Genomic DNA, 16,100 nt, shown 5'->3' on the forward strand with positions numbered 1-16,100 from the left:
TTCCTAATATTAATTTGGTAAAATTTGTCGCTGGCTATCATTGCAAAGCATAGCCTCTAATGAGGCTTTTTGCGCATCAGTTAATGATTGATTGTCATTGTTTGAAATCGTAAATACATCTTCAGCTTTTTCACCAAATGTGGTGATTTTAGCTGAATGTATTTGTATATTACATTTTTGAAAAATAGCCGCAATATTTGCTAACAAACCAGGATGGTCTAAGGCTACAATTTCTAGCATAGTGCGGTTTTTCCCCGCCCCTTTAATATAGCTGACATGTGTTGGCACTTTAAATTGTCGAAATCTTTTTGCCAGTGGTTTTGGCTTTATTCTGATTTGCTTTGAGGCTAATTTAACACTTAAAGAACGCGCTATACTCAAGGCTCTCGCGCTATCATTAATGGCCTTGTTACGATTGTCTAACACAACAAAAGTGTTGGCTGTGTAGCCCGATTTATTGGTCGTGATTTTTGCATCATGAATTGAGAGTTTTTTCGCACCCAGCAATGAGACAATATTGTAAAATATATTGGGTTTATCTTTTGTATAAACGAATACTTCTGTACCACCACGATAAGGTTTCGGGCTAATAATGACCAAAGGCTTATCTTTGTTGTGTGACAATATATGTTTAAAGTGCCAAGCAATCTGTTCAGGTGAATAGCGTAAAAAATAATCCGCTTTAAACTCTTTCCACAATTGCTTTAATCGTTCTTGATCTATAGTTTCCGCTTTTAAAATAGCAATGGCTTGTTGTTGGTTTTCTCTAATTTTTGCTCTTAAATCCACCGGTTTTTCAAGGCCACGTCTAAAGGCGCGCTTCGTACTGTAATATAAATCTTCTAGTAAGTTAGCTTTCCAACTATTCCACAAACTTTCGTTGGTAGCTCTCATGTCGGCAACCGTTAAACAATACAAATAGTCAAGATGAGCTTCATCACGCACAATTTCGGCGAAAGTTTTAATCACTTCCGGATCAGATATATCTCTTCGCTGAGCGGTAACTGACATTAATAAATGTTTTTCTACTAACCACGCTATTAAGCGTCCATCGTGATCACCCAGTTTATGGATTTTAGCAAAATCTAATGCGTCAATTGCGCCAAGTTTTGCATGGTCGCCGCCTCTCCCTTTGGCAATGTCGTGAAAGATTCCCGCAAAATATAACAATTCTGGTTTTCGTACACGTTGGACAATTTTGCTACACAATGGGTATTCTTTATTGTGTTCAACTTGGCTAAAACGATACAAGTTTTTCAATAGACGAAAGCTATGCTCGTCGACAGAGTAGGCATGAAATAAATCGAACTGCATTTGGCCTACAATGTTGCGCCAAAGTGGTAAATAGGCACCAATAATAGAATGTCGGTGCATTAGGGTAAATGCTAATCCTAAGCCGCGAGGGTGCTTGATCAGGGCGATAAATATTTCGCGGCAGCGTTCATAGTCGATCATGCCTGACACCAGACGGCGTCGGGCATTACGCATTAAACGCAAAGTCTCAGGGTGTAAATCGGTAATTTCTTTATGTTGAGCAATCAGTAAAAACATTTCCATGATCATGGTAGAACGGGTGAAAACCCGCTTATCACAAACCTTGATTTGGCCATCGATTATGACAAAGTCATCATTGAGTACAATTTCTTTACTGTGTTTCTTTTCGTTTAAAATGGCGTATTCGAAATGCTGTAATAGCATTCTATTAAGCTCTGAAACTCTTGATATTATGCGGAAAAAGCGTTTCATCATACGCTCAATAGCGAGCTTGCCACCGTCACCAAAGCCCATTAGCTCAGCAACATCGGCCTGATAATCAAAAAGTAAGCGGTTTTCATTACGCCCAGCGATAAAGTGCAAAGCACAACGCATACGCCACAGGTAATCTTGACATTCGAGTAGTTCGAAAAATTCATTACTGGTTAAGTAATGATGGTCAATAAGCTGCTCTAGGGTATCAGCCATAAAGTGGCGTTTGGCAACCCAACCAATAGTTTGAATATCACGCAAACCACCAGGATTAGATTTAAGGTTAGGTTCAAGCGTGTACGATGCACCATGGTATTGCTGATGGCGTTGGTATTGTTCATTACGTTTGGCAATAAAGAATTTTTCAGACGTCCAAAATATGTCTTCAATTAACAAGGGTTGTAATTGAGTTACTAAGGCATGATTACCACAGATTTGTCGCATTTCAAGCAAGTTTGTGGCGATGGTTACGTCATCTATAGCTTGATTTAAACATTCTTTAATACTGCGAACGCTATGGCCAATATCAAGTTTTACATCCCATAGCTGAGTAATAAAGGCCGATATTTTATCGGCTAAGTCATCAGCGATGACATCTTGGGTAATTAATAAGATATCAACATCAGAGTAAGGATGAAGTTCTTTTCGGCCATAACCACCAACAGCAACTAAACTGATTTGAAATTCATCTAAATGGTGCTGACACCAAAGTTTGGTTAAAATGAGGTCGACATAAAAAGCTCTTGCTGCTACGAGTGAGGTAACCTCACTAACGGGGAATTGCTCTTTTTGCCATTGATGAAATTCATTACCTAATGAACAAATTTGCGAACTACTTAACGAAGGGGCACTAATGGCAAGAGCGTCACTGTATTTTTCTGGAATTAAAGATGTAGTATTCAACAATAAACTCTCATATTTTTAATTAAGATTGCCATTAGCCGCTAATGTAAACTGGCTTCACGCACTTTGTGATCATTTCTACAAATTTTAAGGGCTAACTATATCGTTATTAACTTTATAACTATTTCAGCATAAATACAGGTTATGTAAGTAGTGCAGGCACATATTGTCCTGCACAATAGTGATAAAATTAGTCCCTAATTTTTAGTTATTCCCAGTGTAGAAAGTAGAACACCTAATTAATGACACTGGTATTGCATTAAGGCTATTAACTTACTGTCTGATAAGTACTTTAATTGTGCAGTATACGCGCTATGGTATCATCTTTACGTAAGGTTAATATTTCACAGCCCGTTTTGGTTACTACAACGGTATGTTCCCATTGCGCTGATTTTTTACCATCTAAAGTATATACCGTCCAATTGTCTTCTTTATCAAGCAAAGTATTGGCACGACCTAAATTAATCATAGGTTCAACGGTAAAGCACATGCCTTCTTGCATTTTTTCACTGTCATTATTTTTATAATGAACAATTTGTGGCTCTTCATGAAATTCTTTGCCGATACCGTGACCACAATATTCTTTTACTATTGAATAACGACCCGATTTTTTAATGAATTTTTGAATTGCCGTGCCGATTTCGCCAAAAGTATTGCCTGGCTTAACTTTTTTAAGGCCAACATAGAGTGATTCTTGGGTGATTCGACAAAGACGATTATCTTCAGCAGACGTTTCGCCTATTAGAAACATTTTACTGGTATCGCCATGGTAACCATCTTTAATAACCGTAATGTCGATATTGATAATGTCACCGTCTACTAAAGGCGTATCATTTGGAATACCATGACAAACCACGTGGTTAACAGAGGTACAAATGGACTTTGGAAAATTGTGGTAATTTAAAGGTGCAGAAATTGCATTTTGCACCTTATCCGTATATTCCGCACATAGGGTATTAAGCTGATCAGTGGTAATGCCTGCTTGAACATGAGGTTCGATCATTTCCAATACATCTGCAGCAAGCTTCCCCGCAATTCTCATTTTCTCTATTTCTTGCTGATCTTTAATCGTAATTGTCATAAAACCTCAAATGTGACGCTGTAAATAATGTAATAAGGGTAAATTAAATAACGACTTAATCAATATTCTCAATATCATGAAAAAATATGATTATGTAGTTAAAAATTAATTATCGCTGATTTTACCTGTTTTTTATACCTTTGCCCAATCGTAAAACGTTAGCGTTAATAATTAGATGGTATATAGAGAGTATTTAATACTTATTTGATTAATTAGATCACTTAAATTAATCAAATAAGTATAACAAGCAAAGCGCTCGCATAATGTCGTTAGGTAAAGTAGATGGGGCGGCAGAGAAAAAATAAAAACCATTTCAGTGCTATTAGTTAACTATTCCGCTAAGCGCTTTGATTAATTGCTGTAAATCTTTGGCGTTAAATAATGATTGATGGCAATGGTTGATTGCCATCATATTTATTATGCTAAGTTTTCTAGCTCAAGCTTAACCGCATCAATGATAGATTCAGGGCTTTCTAGATAAAGGTTGTGATTTAACAACACTAAATTTTCATTACAAGCTAAAAGCATTGCTGGAATAGCTTGCGTACCAATTATTTCCTGAATTTCAAAAATATCATGAATAGCAAACTCAGCATCTTTAGTCAGTTTGTTAGATTGAAGACATTTTGCTGGTGGTGACAATTTCAGTTCGTCAATAATATCATTCACGCTTTCTTGATCAGTTAATTCATTACCTAATACAAAGTGTGCGTATTGCAACTTAGTCAATAACTCAAAGGCCGATTTTGCCGATTTGTTTTGCACCCAAGCCATTAAGTTAGCCGCTAATGTAGAATCTTTAGCATAATTGAGGGTATCAATGTAATTGGCACCAAAAGTTACCTGACTTAATTCTCGAACGGCAGTAATAGTAGTGGGTGATACTTTATTGTCACCATCGTAATAACCTACGTGCATAGCTCTAAGTGTAATAGATGGAAAAGCACTTAAGACTTTTTCAACTAATACTGTAGAGGCATAGCTCCAAGGACAATGACTATCGTAAATATAAAAAAGTTCTGCGTTTGGTGTATTCAATGACATGATTTAATTAGCTTGATGAAAAAAGTAAGGTAATTTTAACTCGCTGGTATTAAAGATCCTAGTCATTAGCAAAATAAAATATTATTCAGGTAAAATTCAGGCTAAAAGCTAGTCAATTGCTTGTGTTTATGGTATAAAGTGCGCCGTTAAATTGTTTGTCTGAATCTCTAATGGTTTTTTCAAATATTTTTAGCATTAAAAGGGTATTGAAAAAATTCAATACATTAAAACTAAACTCACATACATCTAGCAAAGATATACCGGGGTGCTCAGCGAATTTACGATAAGTAAAGCGCAATAAGGGTCGTGTATATTGGATGTATGAACGCTTAACCCCACAAAGGAAAAAACATGCCAAACGTTTCTATGCGCGATATGCTTAAAGCAGGTGTTCATTTCGGTCACAAAACCCGTTACTGGAACCCAAAAATGAAATCATACATTTTTGGTGCACGTGATAAAGTTCATATCATCAACCTTGAACAAACTGTTCCAATGTTCAACGAAGCTCTTGCTGTATTAAGCAATGTTTCTTCGAAGAAAGGTAAAGTTTTATTTGTTGGTACTAAACGCGCAGCAAGCGATGCTATAAAAGAAGCAGCAATAAAATGTGATCAATTCTACGTAAATCACCGTTGGTTAGGTGGTATGTTGACTAACTGGAAAACAGTTCGTCAATCAATCAAACGTTTAAAAGATCTTGAAGCTCAAAGCTCTGACGGTACTTTTGAAGCACTTACTAAAAAAGAAGCTTTAATGCGTACTCGTGAAATGGAAAAACTTGAGAAAAGCCTTGGTGGTATCAAAAACATGGGTGGTTTACCTGATGTTTTATTCATCATCGATGCAGATCACGAGCACATTTCTATTAAAGAAGCTAACAACTTAGGCATTCCAGTAATTTCTGTTGTTGATACAAACTCAAATCCAGATGGCGTTGACTACATCGTTCCAGGTAACGATGATGCGATTCGCGCTGTGACCTTATACTTAGATTCAGCTGCTAATGCTGTTCTTTCTGGTCGCGAGCAAAACATCGCAGTACAAGCTGAAAAAGACGGTTTTGTTGAAACTGAATAAATTCAGTTTTAAGTAACGTTTTATGCTGTTATTACCACAACAGCCAAGGTTGTTGTGGTAATTACTGAACACTTTTTATATTGAGGAAAATTTCATGGCAATTACTGCTGCACAAGTTAAAGAATTACGTCAACGCACAGCTGCGGGCATGATGGATTGTAAGAAAGCTTTACAAGAAGCTGATGGCGATATGGAACTTGCGATTGAAAATATGCGTAAGTCTGGCCAAGCGAAAGCGGCTAAAAAAGCAGGTAACATTGCTGCTGAAGGTACTATTTTAATTAAAACTGAAGCTGGCGTTGCTGCTTTAGTAGAAATTAACTGTCAAACTGATTTCGTAGCAAAAGATAACAACTTCCTAGCGTTTGCTAATGAAGTTGCTGATGCGGCTGTTGCTTCTAAAGTAACTATCGAAGAGCTACAAGCTCAATTCGAAGAAAAGCGTATTACACTAGTGACAAAAATTGGTGAAAACATCAATGTTCGTCGCGTAGAGTACATTGAAGGCGCTTCATTAGCTACTTATAGTCACGGCGCTAATATTGGCGTTGTTGTTGCTGGTGAAGGTGATGCTGAATCTCTTAAGCATATTGCTATGCACGTTGCTGCAAGCAAGCCAGAATACATCAACCCTGCAGATGTTCCTGCAAGCGTAATTGAAAATGAACAACGTATTCAATTAGATATTTTAAAAACTGAAAACGATGCGCTTGAAGAAAGTAAGAAAAAGCCAGTTGATTTACTTGAAAAAATCATCATCGGCCGTATGAAGAAATTTACTGGTGAGATTTCTTTAACAGGCCAAGCTTTTATTATGGAACCTAAGAAAACTGTTGGTGCTATCTTAAAAGAGAAAGGCTTAACTGTTTCTTCATTTGTTCGTTTAGAAGTTGGTGAAGGTATTGAGAAAAAATCAGAAGATTTTGCTGCTGAAGTAGAAGCACAAATCGCTGCAGCTAAAGGTTAATTTACTACGGTGAATTGATATTAGCTCAATTGAAAAAGCGCCAGTAGGCGCTTTTTTTTTGGCAAAAATTCGTGGCTTGATAGGCTTTTTTTGTCTGAGCCTTTTTATTATCATGAAATAGCGTTCAATAATTACACTATTTCAACAGTAATAAAGGATAAATAGCTTCTACTTTAGACTTTTTTCATATTTGACTTTCGAACCGTGGCTAAACGTATTAAAATAGCTGCGGTCGATCAGGCCTAGACTATTTTAATTTAAAATTCTTAAGGAATGTTTATTACATGAGCATCAATCCCAAACCAATGTATCGTCGAATCCTTTTAAAACTTAGTGGTGAAGCCCTAATGGGCGAAGAAGGTTTTGGCATAGATCCAAAAGTCTTGGATCGTATGGCGCAAGAAATAAAAGAATTAATCGAAATGGGCATTCAGGTCGGCTTAGTTATTGGCGGTGGTAATCTATTTCGTGGTAAAGGCTTAGCAGAAGCCGGTATGAACCGAGTGGTAGGCGACCAAATGGGTATGCTAGCAACCGTAATGAATGGCTTAGCTATGCGTGACGCTTTACATCGTGCTTTTGTCAATACGCGCCTAATGTCGGCTATAGATCTTGCCGGTGTTTGTGACCGCTACAACTGGGCTGAAGCCATTAGTTTATTGAAGTCTGGCCGTGTGGTTATTTTTAGCGCAGGCACAGGTAACCCGTTTTTCACAACCGACTCAGCAGCTTGCTTACGCGGCATTGAAATTGAAGCTGACGTGGTGTTAAAAGCGACGAAAGTTGATGGCATTTACTCAGAGGATCCGGTGACCAATCCAGATGCAACTTTGTATAGTCATTTAACTTATCAAGATGTTTTAGAAAAAGAATTACAAGTGATGGATTTAGCAGCCTTTACGCTCGCACGTGACCACAGCATGACGCTACGTGTTTTTAACATGAATAAACCGGGTGCGTTAAGGTCTGTTGTTATGGGTGGTGATGAAGGTACAACAATCGATCACGCCAAAAATTTAAATTAATTAGTGCAGGAATAAAATAGTGATAAACGAAATAAAACAAGACGCTCAAGACAGAATGGCGAAAAGTATCGATTCATTAAAAATTAGTTTGAACAAAGTACGTACAGGGCGAGCACATCGTTCTTTACTTGATAATATTGTTGTTGAATATTACGGTATGGACACGCCACTTAGTCAAGTAGGCAATATTTCTGTGCCAGACGCTCGTACGTTAGCGATTACTGTATTTGACAAAGGCATGATTGGTGCTGTTGAAAAAGCTATTCTAAAGTCTGATTTAGGCCTTAACCCATCATCACAAGGTACGCTAATTCGTATTCCTTTACCTGCGTTGACAGAAGAGCGCCGTAAGGACTTAGTTAAAGTCGTTCGTGGTGAAGCCGAAGGCGGTAAAGTTGCTATACGTAATATTCGTCGCGATGCAAATACAGATATTAAATCACTGAATAAAGAAAAAGAAATCAGTGAAGATGAAATGCACCAAGCAGAAGATGAAATACAAAAAATCACTGACATGTTTATTAAACAAGTTGATGATATTTTAGGCAATAAAGAAAAGGAATTAATGGAAATTTAAAGTTTTCATTGCTTAATCCATGACGCCGTAGATAATGACTACGGCGTTTTTGCATATAAGGGCATGTCTATTATGCTTAAGCATGATTTAATTTCTTCGCTTAGCGATGAAATTGCATGTTAATGTGCAACGGATATACCCAAATTATATTTTACTACTCAGCGTTAAGCTTACAATGGAGAGTATGTGAGTAAAACAGATAATCAAACTAATCAATTGCTAACAGCAGAAGCCAAAATACCTCAACATGTTGCCATTATTATGGATGGCAATGGCCGATGGGCTCAGTTAAGAGGTAAAAAGCGCGCTGCAGGTCACAAATCTGGCGTTGAGACGGTGAGAACTACTGTCGCTGCAGCAGCAAAAAATGGTGTAAAGGCGTTAACGTTATTCGCTTTTAGTAGCGAAAACTGGCAACGTCCAGAAAGCGAAGTTAGTGTTTTGATGGACCTCTTTATGTTTGTCTTAACGAGAGAAGTTAAGCGATTACATAAAAACGGTATTAAATTTAATGTAATAGGTGATTTAAATAAATTTTCTAGTAAATTACAGAAAATGATAAAAGAATCAGAAGCATTAACCGCAGAAAATACAGGTATGGTATTATCGATTGCTGCTAATTATGGTGGGCGATGGGATATTACTCAGGCAGCAAAAAAATTAGCTGAAAAAGTAGCGCGCCAAGAGATCACGGCTGAAGAGATAACGGAAGATTCACTTAATGAATATACCTGTCTAGTGCAATTACCTGAGTTAGATTTATTAATTAGAACAGGTGGCGACTATCGCATTAGTAACTTTTTGCTTTGGCAAGCAGCCTACGCAGAATTATATTTTACCGATGTGCTTTGGCCAGATTTTAATGAAATAGAATTCACTAAAGCAATAACTGTGTTTGACCAACGAGAACGACGTTTTGGCCAAACTGGTGAGCAAGTAACTAATAAAAAATTAAAAAAATTAAAAAATACTTAAGGGTATTGAACTTTCAGGTTATAACTATAAGCAAAATGGAAGCTCTACAAACCCGTGCATTATTAAGGAATAACGTTTGTTAAAACAACGCATCATCACTGCATTAATACTCGCACCCGCTGCGATTTCGGCGATTTTTTACTTATCTCTATTTAACTTTGCAGCAGTCATGTTGGTTGTAATGGCCATTGGCGCATGGGAGTGGGGTCCACTGATGGGCTGTGCTAGCAAACGTTATCGCATCGCTTTCGTTAGTATCACCAGTATATTAATCGCAACATTATGGTTTTTGATACCCCTCGAAGAATTATGGGATGCGCCAAAACACTTAATTGAGCAAGCTAATATAGTATTATGGCTGGCAGTTGCATGGTGGCTGTTATCAGCTGGCTTAACATTCTTGTATCCACGCTGTAGTAAGTTTTGGTCAAGTCATCGTTCTGTTCGTGGGCTTTTTGGTTGGTTGACCTTAGTGCCGACATGGCTAGCTTTTATGGCACTGAGAACCAGCGAGTACCAAGTTGATAATTATCATGGCGCACAGCTGCTGATGTTTCTATTCTTAATGGTTTGGAGTGCTGATGTAGGTGCGTACTTTGTCGGTAAGTCAATTGGCAAGCGTAAGCTTTTACCAAACGTTAGCCCAGGTAAAACCCTCGAAGGATTTTTAGGTGGTGTTGTGTTCGCCTGTATTATGGTAGTGATTGCCGGTTATTTTATTGACTGGACAATGGCACAATATCGCATAGTTATACCGGTAACGATTTTAATTACCACGATTTCTGTGCTGGGCGATTTAAATGAAAGCATGTTTAAACGTCAAGCGGGTGTAAAAGATAGTGGCACTATATTACCAGGACACGGTGGTATTCTAGATCGTATTGACAGCCTAACGGCAACAGCTCCTATATATGCGCTTTGTTACGCTTATTTGGGTTGGTAGATAAAATGCAAAAATTGTGTATTTTAGGCTCTACCGGTTCAATCGGTAAAAGCACGTTAGATGTTGTGCGCTTACATCCTGAAAAATTTGATATCGTAAGTTTGTCTGCTTATTCAAGCGTTGATGACATGCTTGCGCAATGTCTAGAGTTTCGTCCAACCAAAGTTGTTATGGTCTCAACACAACATGCCGAGGCACTTGCTCGTAAACTAATGACAGCAAACCTTAGCGATATTGTGGTGACATCAGGCACTTGTGCCCTAGAAGATATAGCAAAAAACTCTGCTACAGATACTGTGGTAGCAGCCATTGTTGGTGCCTCAGGTTTACTACCGACATTAGCGGCTGTCAAAGCAGGTAAAAAAGTATTACTGGCGAATAAAGAAGCTTTAGTGACATCCGGGGCGATATTTATTGACGCGGTAAAAAAATCCGGTGCTCAGCTCTTACCTATTGATAGTGAACACAATGCGATATTTCAGTGCCTACCGCTAACGGCGCAGCAACAACCTGGTTATTGTGATTTAGCCAATGAAGGGGTCAGTAAAGTGTTATTGACAGGTTCAGGAGGTCCTTTTAGAACCTGGACACTCGAAGAACTAGAAAATGTTACGCCAGCACAAGCATGCGCTCATCCAAATTGGGATATGGGCCGAAAGATATCGGTTGATTCCGCTACCATGATGAATAAAGGCTTAGAATTCATTGAGGCTAAATGGTTGTTTAATATTGAACCCGAAGACATTCAAGTCGTGTTGCATCCACAAAGTACGATTCACTCGATGGTGCAATATAAAGATGGTTCGGTACTTGCCCAAATGGGTAATCCAGATATGCGAACACCCATCGCACATGCCTTAAGCTTTCCGCAACGCATTGAATCAGGTGTTGAACCCTTTGACTTTTTCTCGGCAAAATCCTTTGAATTCGAAGCGGTAGATCTTATCAAGTATCCCAATTTAAAATTAGCAATAGACGCTTGTAAAAGCGGTCAAGGGGCATGTACAGCGTTAAATGCCGCCAATGAAATTGCTGTTGATGCTTTTTTAAACGAAAAAATTAAATTTACTGATATTGCAAAAATAAATGAAACTTCTGTGAATAAATTTGTCTCAGAAAAGGTGACATCAATTGAAGATGTTGTTGCGCTAGATAAAAGTGTCAGAGTTTTTGCACAATCATTAATTACTAAAACCCAACATTAGAGCAATTATAGAGTAGTAGCATGATAGAGTTTATTTGGAATCTAGCGTCTTTTGTCGTTGCATTGGGTATATTGATCACCGTTCATGAATACGGTCACTTTTGGGTTGCACGGAAAAATGGTGTGCAAGTCGACCGCTTCTCTATTGGTTTTGGTAAAGCGATTTGGCGAAAAGTTGATCGCCATGGCACTGAGTTTGTTATTGCGATGATACCACTAGGTGGTTACGTTAAAATGCTCGATAGTCGCGTTGATGATGTCAGTGAAGCGCAAAAAGATCGCACATTCAATGCCAAGTCAGTTTATCAACGTATTGCGATTATAGCAGCGGGACCGTTTGCTAATTTTGGCTTTGCCATTGTCGCTTTTTACTTAATGTTTTTAATTGGTGTACCTAGTGTTAAACCGATTGTTGGCGAGGTTACTGTTGGCTCAATTGCTAGCGAAGCTCAACTGCCTAGCAATAGTGAAATAATTGCAATCTCAGGGAAAAAAACAGTAGATTGGCAAGATGTTAATTTAGCCTTAGTCAGTGCTATAGGCGATGAAAACATTATCTTTACGGTAAAGTCTGTAGGCAGAACATCAAGCCAAGACTTTAACTTAAATACCAAAAATTGGTCTTTTGCACCGGAAAAAGAATCGGCGATGGCAAGCCTAGGTTTTATGCCATATCGCGCTAATGTGCAGGCCAAATTAGCCTTAGTTGCAAAAGGCAGCCCGGCTGAGAAAGCAGGATTAGAGGTTGGCGATGAATTACTGTCTATTGCTGATGAAAGCATTAATGGTCAATGGCAGAAATTTTCAGATGAAATTAAACTGTACCCAGAGCAGAGTGTGCCCGTCAGTGTTATGCGCAATGGAAAAGCATTAACCCTTAATGTTCACCCTGAAGCAAAAAAAATTCAAGATAAGGTCGTAGGATATTTAGGCGTACAGCCGGTATCAGATCCCTATCCAAAGGAATATTTATTTGACCAAGCTTATGGTCCAATAACAGCACTTGAGCAAAGTGCGTTAAAAACATGGAATTTAGTGGTTTTAAGTTTTGATATGATCGGTAAATTAATTACCGGTGATGTCTCAGTGAAGAATTTAAGTGGCCCAATATCTATTGCACAAGGTGCGGGTAATAGCGCTGATTATGGCTTTGTCTACTTTTTAGGCTTTTTAGCCTTAATTAGTATCAACCTTGGCATAATTAACCTTTTACCTTTGCCGGTTTTAGATGGAGGACACTTATTTTATTATTTTATCGAGCTTTTAACGGGGAAACCCGTGCCAGAAAAAATACAAGAAATAGGTTTTAAATTTGGTACTATAGCGCTACTAAGCTTAATGAGTATCGCCATATTTAACGATTTATCGCGATTATAACTAAAAGAAGTATATAAAGTTAATATTTTATGATTATTAAAAAACTTGCCCTGGCGGTATTATTAGGTAGTTTGGGAACATCAGTGCATGCCGCTGAAGATTTTCAAGTTGAAGATATTCAAGTTAAAGGCTTGCAGCGTGTAGCGCTGGGAGCAGCATTAACGCATATCCCATTCAATGTCGGCGATAACTTAAACGAATTTCGCGTCTCACAATCGATTAAAGCACTTTATAAATCGGGTCACTTTAGTGATGTTGTGGTGTCAAGAGATGCCAACACTGTTATTTATCGTGTTCGAGAAAGAGCAACGATAAGTGCTATTACCTTTGATGGTAATAAAGATTTAAAAGAAGAACAATTAACCGAAAGCCTTGATGGCAGTGATATTCGCGTGGGTGAAACGCTTGATATGACCGTTATTTCAGGTATTGAAGTTGGTTTGGAAGACTTTTATCACAGTGTGGGTAAATACAATGCTGATGTAAAAGCCAATGTAACTCACTTGCCTCGTAACCGCGTTAACATTGATTTTGTTTTTAAAGAAGGTGATGCGGCGGCGATAGAGCAAATTAATATCGTTGGTAATGAAAAGTTTTCAGATGCTGAGTTGTTAGAGCGTATTGAGTTAACTTATGATTCACCTTGGTGGGACTTTATGGCGCAAGATCGCTATCAAAAGCAAACCTTGCAAGGCGATATGGAAACCATTCAAAGCTATTACCTCGACCGAGGTTATTTGCAATATAAAGTGGATTCAACACAAGTTTCAATGACCCCAAATAAAGAAGCGGTATATATCACGCTTAACGTAACTGAGGGTGAGCTTTATACCGTTAGTGAAGTTGACTTTATTGGTGATATGGCCGGCTTTGAAAAAACTATTCGCGCTATTACCCCAATTAAAACTGACGCTTTATATAATGGCGCCTTAGTGACTTATTCAGAAGAATTGGTCAGTAAGTTTTTAGGTCGCTATGGTTATGCTTACCCTAAAGTGGTGACTATTCCAGAAATTGACGAAGAAAATAAAACCGTAAAATTGGTTTTGTCAGTCGACCCTGGTAAACGCGTTTATGTAAATCGCATTAATTTTAAGGGTAACAATGTTACCGCCGAGCATGTTTTACGCCGTGAAATGCGTCAAATGGAAGGTGCTTGGTTATCAAACAACCTGGTAGAAGGCTCAAAAGCTTGGCTACAACGTTTACCATATATGGAAACGGTAGAGTTTGAAACGAATCAATTACCGGGTGAAGACGACTTGGTTGATATCGATTTTACAGTAAAAGAACAACCATCAGGTTCATTTACTGCAGGTATTGGCTATGGTTCAACCACACAGTTAAGTTTAAATGCCGGTATACAACAAAATAACTTTTTGGGGACGGGTAATCGCTTAGGTTTTAGCATTAATACTTCTAGCTACTCAAAAAGTGCCAATGTTTCTTACACTGACCCATATTTTACGGTTGATGGTGTTTCGTTAGGTGGTAATATTTTCTATCAGGAATTTGACGCCGGTAACGCTAACCTTGTTGAATATAATAATAAAACCTATGGTGTCGGTCTGACTTTAGGTTTTCCTATTAATGAATATGTGCGTTTAAGCTTTGGCTTAGGTTATAAAAATAATGGTATTACTCGCTTAGAAACTTACGAGCAAATTCAGAAGTTTTATGAATTATATTCAGATCCAAACGATCCTGATGGTGGTTTAACTTTTGAAAACTTTGATATTAACGCCGCAATATCACGTTCTACGCTAAACCGCGGAACATTTCCTACTGCTGGTTCGCAACAAAGTTTATCTTATAAGATGACTACGCCTAATTCAGACGTAAATTACTTTAAAGTTAACTTAGATACTAAGTGGTATTTCCCGTTAACCCGAGACCAGCGTTGGACCGTTTTAGCTAAGTTTCAGCTAGGTTATGGTAACGGTTATGGCTCAGTAGATGGTAACGATCAAGTATTGCCGTTTTGGGAAAACTTTAGAGCTGGTGGCTCAGGTACGTTAAGAGGCTTTGAATCGAACATTGTTGGACCACGTGCGATATATCGTAGACCAACCTCAATTCCTGGGACACCTGATTCAGTTGGCTCTGGAAGCGGTTGTTGTTTAGGGCCTGATCACGACTTTATTCAAACGTCTACGCGATCTGTTGGTGGTAATGCTATTGCCATAGCAGGACTTGAACTTATTGTACCAACACCATTTCTAGATGAAGGTTTTAGTAACAGTGTTCGCTCAAGTATATTTATTGATGCGGGTAATGTTTGGGACACTGAGTTTAATTTAGACGACTATGCCGATTTGAATAGCGTTGAAAGTGACAAAATTGCAGACTACTCAGATGTTGGTCGTTACCGAGCATCTGCGGGTTTATCTGTGCAATGGTTATCGCCGATGGGACCGATGATTTTTAGTTTCGCTAAAACGTTGAAAGAAGAAGAGGGTGATGATACTGAATTCTTTAGCTTTAATATTGGCCAAACTTTTTAAGCTTTATCTAAATAAAGGCTGATAATTGCTAAAATTAGGCAACCTTTAAATAAATAGGCTTGAACCAAATTAACTGAGACGGTATAACTACCGCATAAATAAAAAAATACAAAAATATTTAAAAATATTTTAGGAGTAAAAATTGAAAAAATTGATTAAATCTATCGCAATCGCTACGGCAGCATCAGGTTATATATTAGCAAGTTCAGCTATGGCTGCTGACCAAAAAATTGGCGTAGTAAATTTCCAAGAAGTTATGGGTAAAATCCCTCAAACTGCGGCAGTAATGAAAAGCTTAGAAGAAGAGTTTAAAGACGAAAAAGCCGTACTTGCACAACTTGAACAAGATATTAAATACCTTCAAGAAAAGCGTAAGCGTGATGGTTCTTTAATGAGTGCTAAAGATATTGAAGAATTAGAAGGCAAAATTGGTGTTCTTTTTCAAGATTACCAAACCAAAGGTAAAGCTTTTCAACAAAGCACTGGTGCTAGAAAAAATGAAGAAACTAACAAGATTATCGCATTAGTTCGTCAAGCAATTGATAATATTGCTGCTAAAGGTGATTATGATTTAGTGCTTGAACAAAGTGCTGTTGTTTATTCAAAACCAGATACTGCGATCACTGAAGAAGTCGTTAAACAAGTTAGCAAACTGAAATAATAATTTATTTTCA

13 protein-coding genes are annotated in these 16,100 nt (G+C 37.9%); 10 read left to right on the forward strand and 3 right to left on the reverse strand.

Annotated elements, in window-relative coordinates:
• Positions 1–9 precede the first annotated feature (9 nt).
• The 3 genes from glnD to A3Q33_RS16120 all read right to left on the reverse strand — a co-directional run bounded on the left by glnD (position 10) and on the right by A3Q33_RS16120 (position 4,774).
• Entirely contained in the window at positions 10–2,649 is a 2,640-nt protein-coding gene (gene glnD / locus A3Q33_RS16110; protein ID WP_231295709.1) for a [protein-PII] uridylyltransferase, read from the reverse strand.
• Between the two features lie 292 nt (positions 2,650–2,941).
• Entirely contained in the window at positions 2,942–3,730 is a 789-nt protein-coding gene (gene map, locus A3Q33_RS16115; RefSeq protein ID WP_081180830.1) for a type I methionyl aminopeptidase, read from the reverse strand.
• Between the two features lie 417 nt (positions 3,731–4,147).
• Positions 4,148–4,774 carry a hypothetical protein gene (locus A3Q33_RS16120; protein WP_081180831.1) on the reverse strand — a complete coding sequence of 209 codons (627 nt, stop codon included), beginning with the start codon at positions 4,772–4,774 and terminating at the stop codon, positions 4,148–4,150.
• 351 nt (positions 4,775–5,125) lie between these two features.
• Between A3Q33_RS16120 and rpsB the strand changes: the two genes are divergently transcribed.
• The 10 genes from rpsB to A3Q33_RS16170 all read left to right on the forward strand — a co-directional run bounded on the left by rpsB (position 5,126) and on the right by A3Q33_RS16170 (position 16,087).
• A complete protein-coding gene (gene rpsB, locus A3Q33_RS16125) occupies positions 5,126–5,854 on the forward strand; it encodes a 30S ribosomal protein S2 (RefSeq protein WP_081180832.1) in 729 nt (242 codons plus the stop codon).
• Between the two features lie 94 nt (positions 5,855–5,948).
• Positions 5,949–6,821, forward strand: coding sequence for a translation elongation factor Ts (gene tsf / locus A3Q33_RS16130; RefSeq protein WP_081180833.1), 873 nt, complete (start codon positions 5,949–5,951; stop codon positions 6,819–6,821).
• Between the two features lie 284 nt (positions 6,822–7,105).
• Positions 7,106–7,846 (forward strand): UMP kinase, encoded by a 741-nt coding sequence (gene pyrH / locus A3Q33_RS16135; RefSeq protein ID WP_081153013.1) that lies wholly within the window; start codon positions 7,106–7,108, stop codon positions 7,844–7,846.
• A 19-nt stretch (positions 7,847–7,865) separates the two neighbouring features.
• Positions 7,866–8,423 carry a ribosome recycling factor gene (frr, locus tag A3Q33_RS16140; RefSeq protein WP_081180834.1) on the forward strand — a complete coding sequence of 186 codons (558 nt, stop codon included), beginning with the start codon at positions 7,866–7,868 and terminating at the stop codon, positions 8,421–8,423.
• 186 nt (positions 8,424–8,609) lie between these two features.
• Positions 8,610–9,398, forward strand: coding sequence for a polyprenyl diphosphate synthase (uppS, locus tag A3Q33_RS16145; protein WP_081180835.1), 789 nt, complete (start codon positions 8,610–8,612; stop codon positions 9,396–9,398).
• A gap of 76 nt (positions 9,399–9,474) precedes the next feature.
• Positions 9,475–10,341 carry a phosphatidate cytidylyltransferase gene (locus A3Q33_RS16150; protein ID WP_081180836.1) on the forward strand — a complete coding sequence of 289 codons (867 nt, stop codon included), beginning with the start codon at positions 9,475–9,477 and terminating at the stop codon, positions 10,339–10,341.
• 5 nt (positions 10,342–10,346) lie between these two features.
• Positions 10,347–11,546: a 1-deoxy-D-xylulose-5-phosphate reductoisomerase gene (ispC, locus tag A3Q33_RS16155; RefSeq protein WP_081180837.1), complete on the forward strand. Its 1,200-nt coding sequence runs from the start codon at positions 10,347–10,349 to the stop codon at positions 11,544–11,546.
• A 20-nt stretch (positions 11,547–11,566) separates the two neighbouring features.
• Positions 11,567–12,922, forward strand: coding sequence for a sigma E protease regulator RseP (gene rseP / locus A3Q33_RS16160; RefSeq protein WP_081180838.1), 1,356 nt, complete (start codon positions 11,567–11,569; stop codon positions 12,920–12,922).
• Positions 12,923–12,951: 29 nt separating this feature from the next.
• Positions 12,952–15,426 carry an outer membrane protein assembly factor BamA gene (bamA, locus tag A3Q33_RS16165; protein ID WP_081180839.1) on the forward strand — a complete coding sequence of 825 codons (2,475 nt, stop codon included), beginning with the start codon at positions 12,952–12,954 and terminating at the stop codon, positions 15,424–15,426.
• A 142-nt stretch (positions 15,427–15,568) separates the two neighbouring features.
• Positions 15,569–16,087 carry an OmpH/Skp family outer membrane protein gene (locus A3Q33_RS16170; protein WP_081180840.1) on the forward strand — a complete coding sequence of 173 codons (519 nt, stop codon included), beginning with the start codon at positions 15,569–15,571 and terminating at the stop codon, positions 16,085–16,087.
• Positions 16,088–16,100: the final 13 nt, after the last annotated feature.

Source organism: Colwellia sp. PAMC 21821 (genome assembly GCF_002077175.1).
Classification (GTDB): Bacteria; Pseudomonadota; Gammaproteobacteria; order Enterobacterales; family Alteromonadaceae; genus Cognaticolwellia.

Excerpts from the sequence above, each read along its gene's own strand:
- A3Q33_RS16120 (WP_081180831.1), bottom strand. The coding sequence starts at position 4,774 with ATGTCATTGAATACACCAAACGCAGAACTTTTTTATATTTACGATAGT.
- ispC (WP_081180837.1), top strand. The coding sequence starts at position 10,347 with ATGCAAAAATTGTGTATTTTAGGCTCTACCGGTTCAATCGGTAAAAGC.
- pyrH (WP_081153013.1), top strand. The coding sequence starts at position 7,106 with ATGAGCATCAATCCCAAACCAATGTATCGTCGAATCCTTTTAAAACTT.
- rpsB (WP_081180832.1), top strand. The coding sequence starts at position 5,126 with ATGCCAAACGTTTCTATGCGCGATATGCTTAAAGCAGGTGTTCATTTC.
- bamA (WP_081180839.1), top strand. The coding sequence starts at position 12,952 with ATGATTATTAAAAAACTTGCCCTGGCGGTATTATTAGGTAGTTTGGGA.
- rseP (WP_081180838.1), top strand. The coding sequence starts at position 11,567 with ATGATAGAGTTTATTTGGAATCTAGCGTCTTTTGTCGTTGCATTGGGT.
- map (WP_081180830.1), bottom strand. The coding sequence starts at position 3,730 with ATGACAATTACGATTAAAGATCAGCAAGAAATAGAGAAAATGAGAATT.
- tsf (WP_081180833.1), top strand. The coding sequence starts at position 5,949 with ATGGCAATTACTGCTGCACAAGTTAAAGAATTACGTCAACGCACAGCT.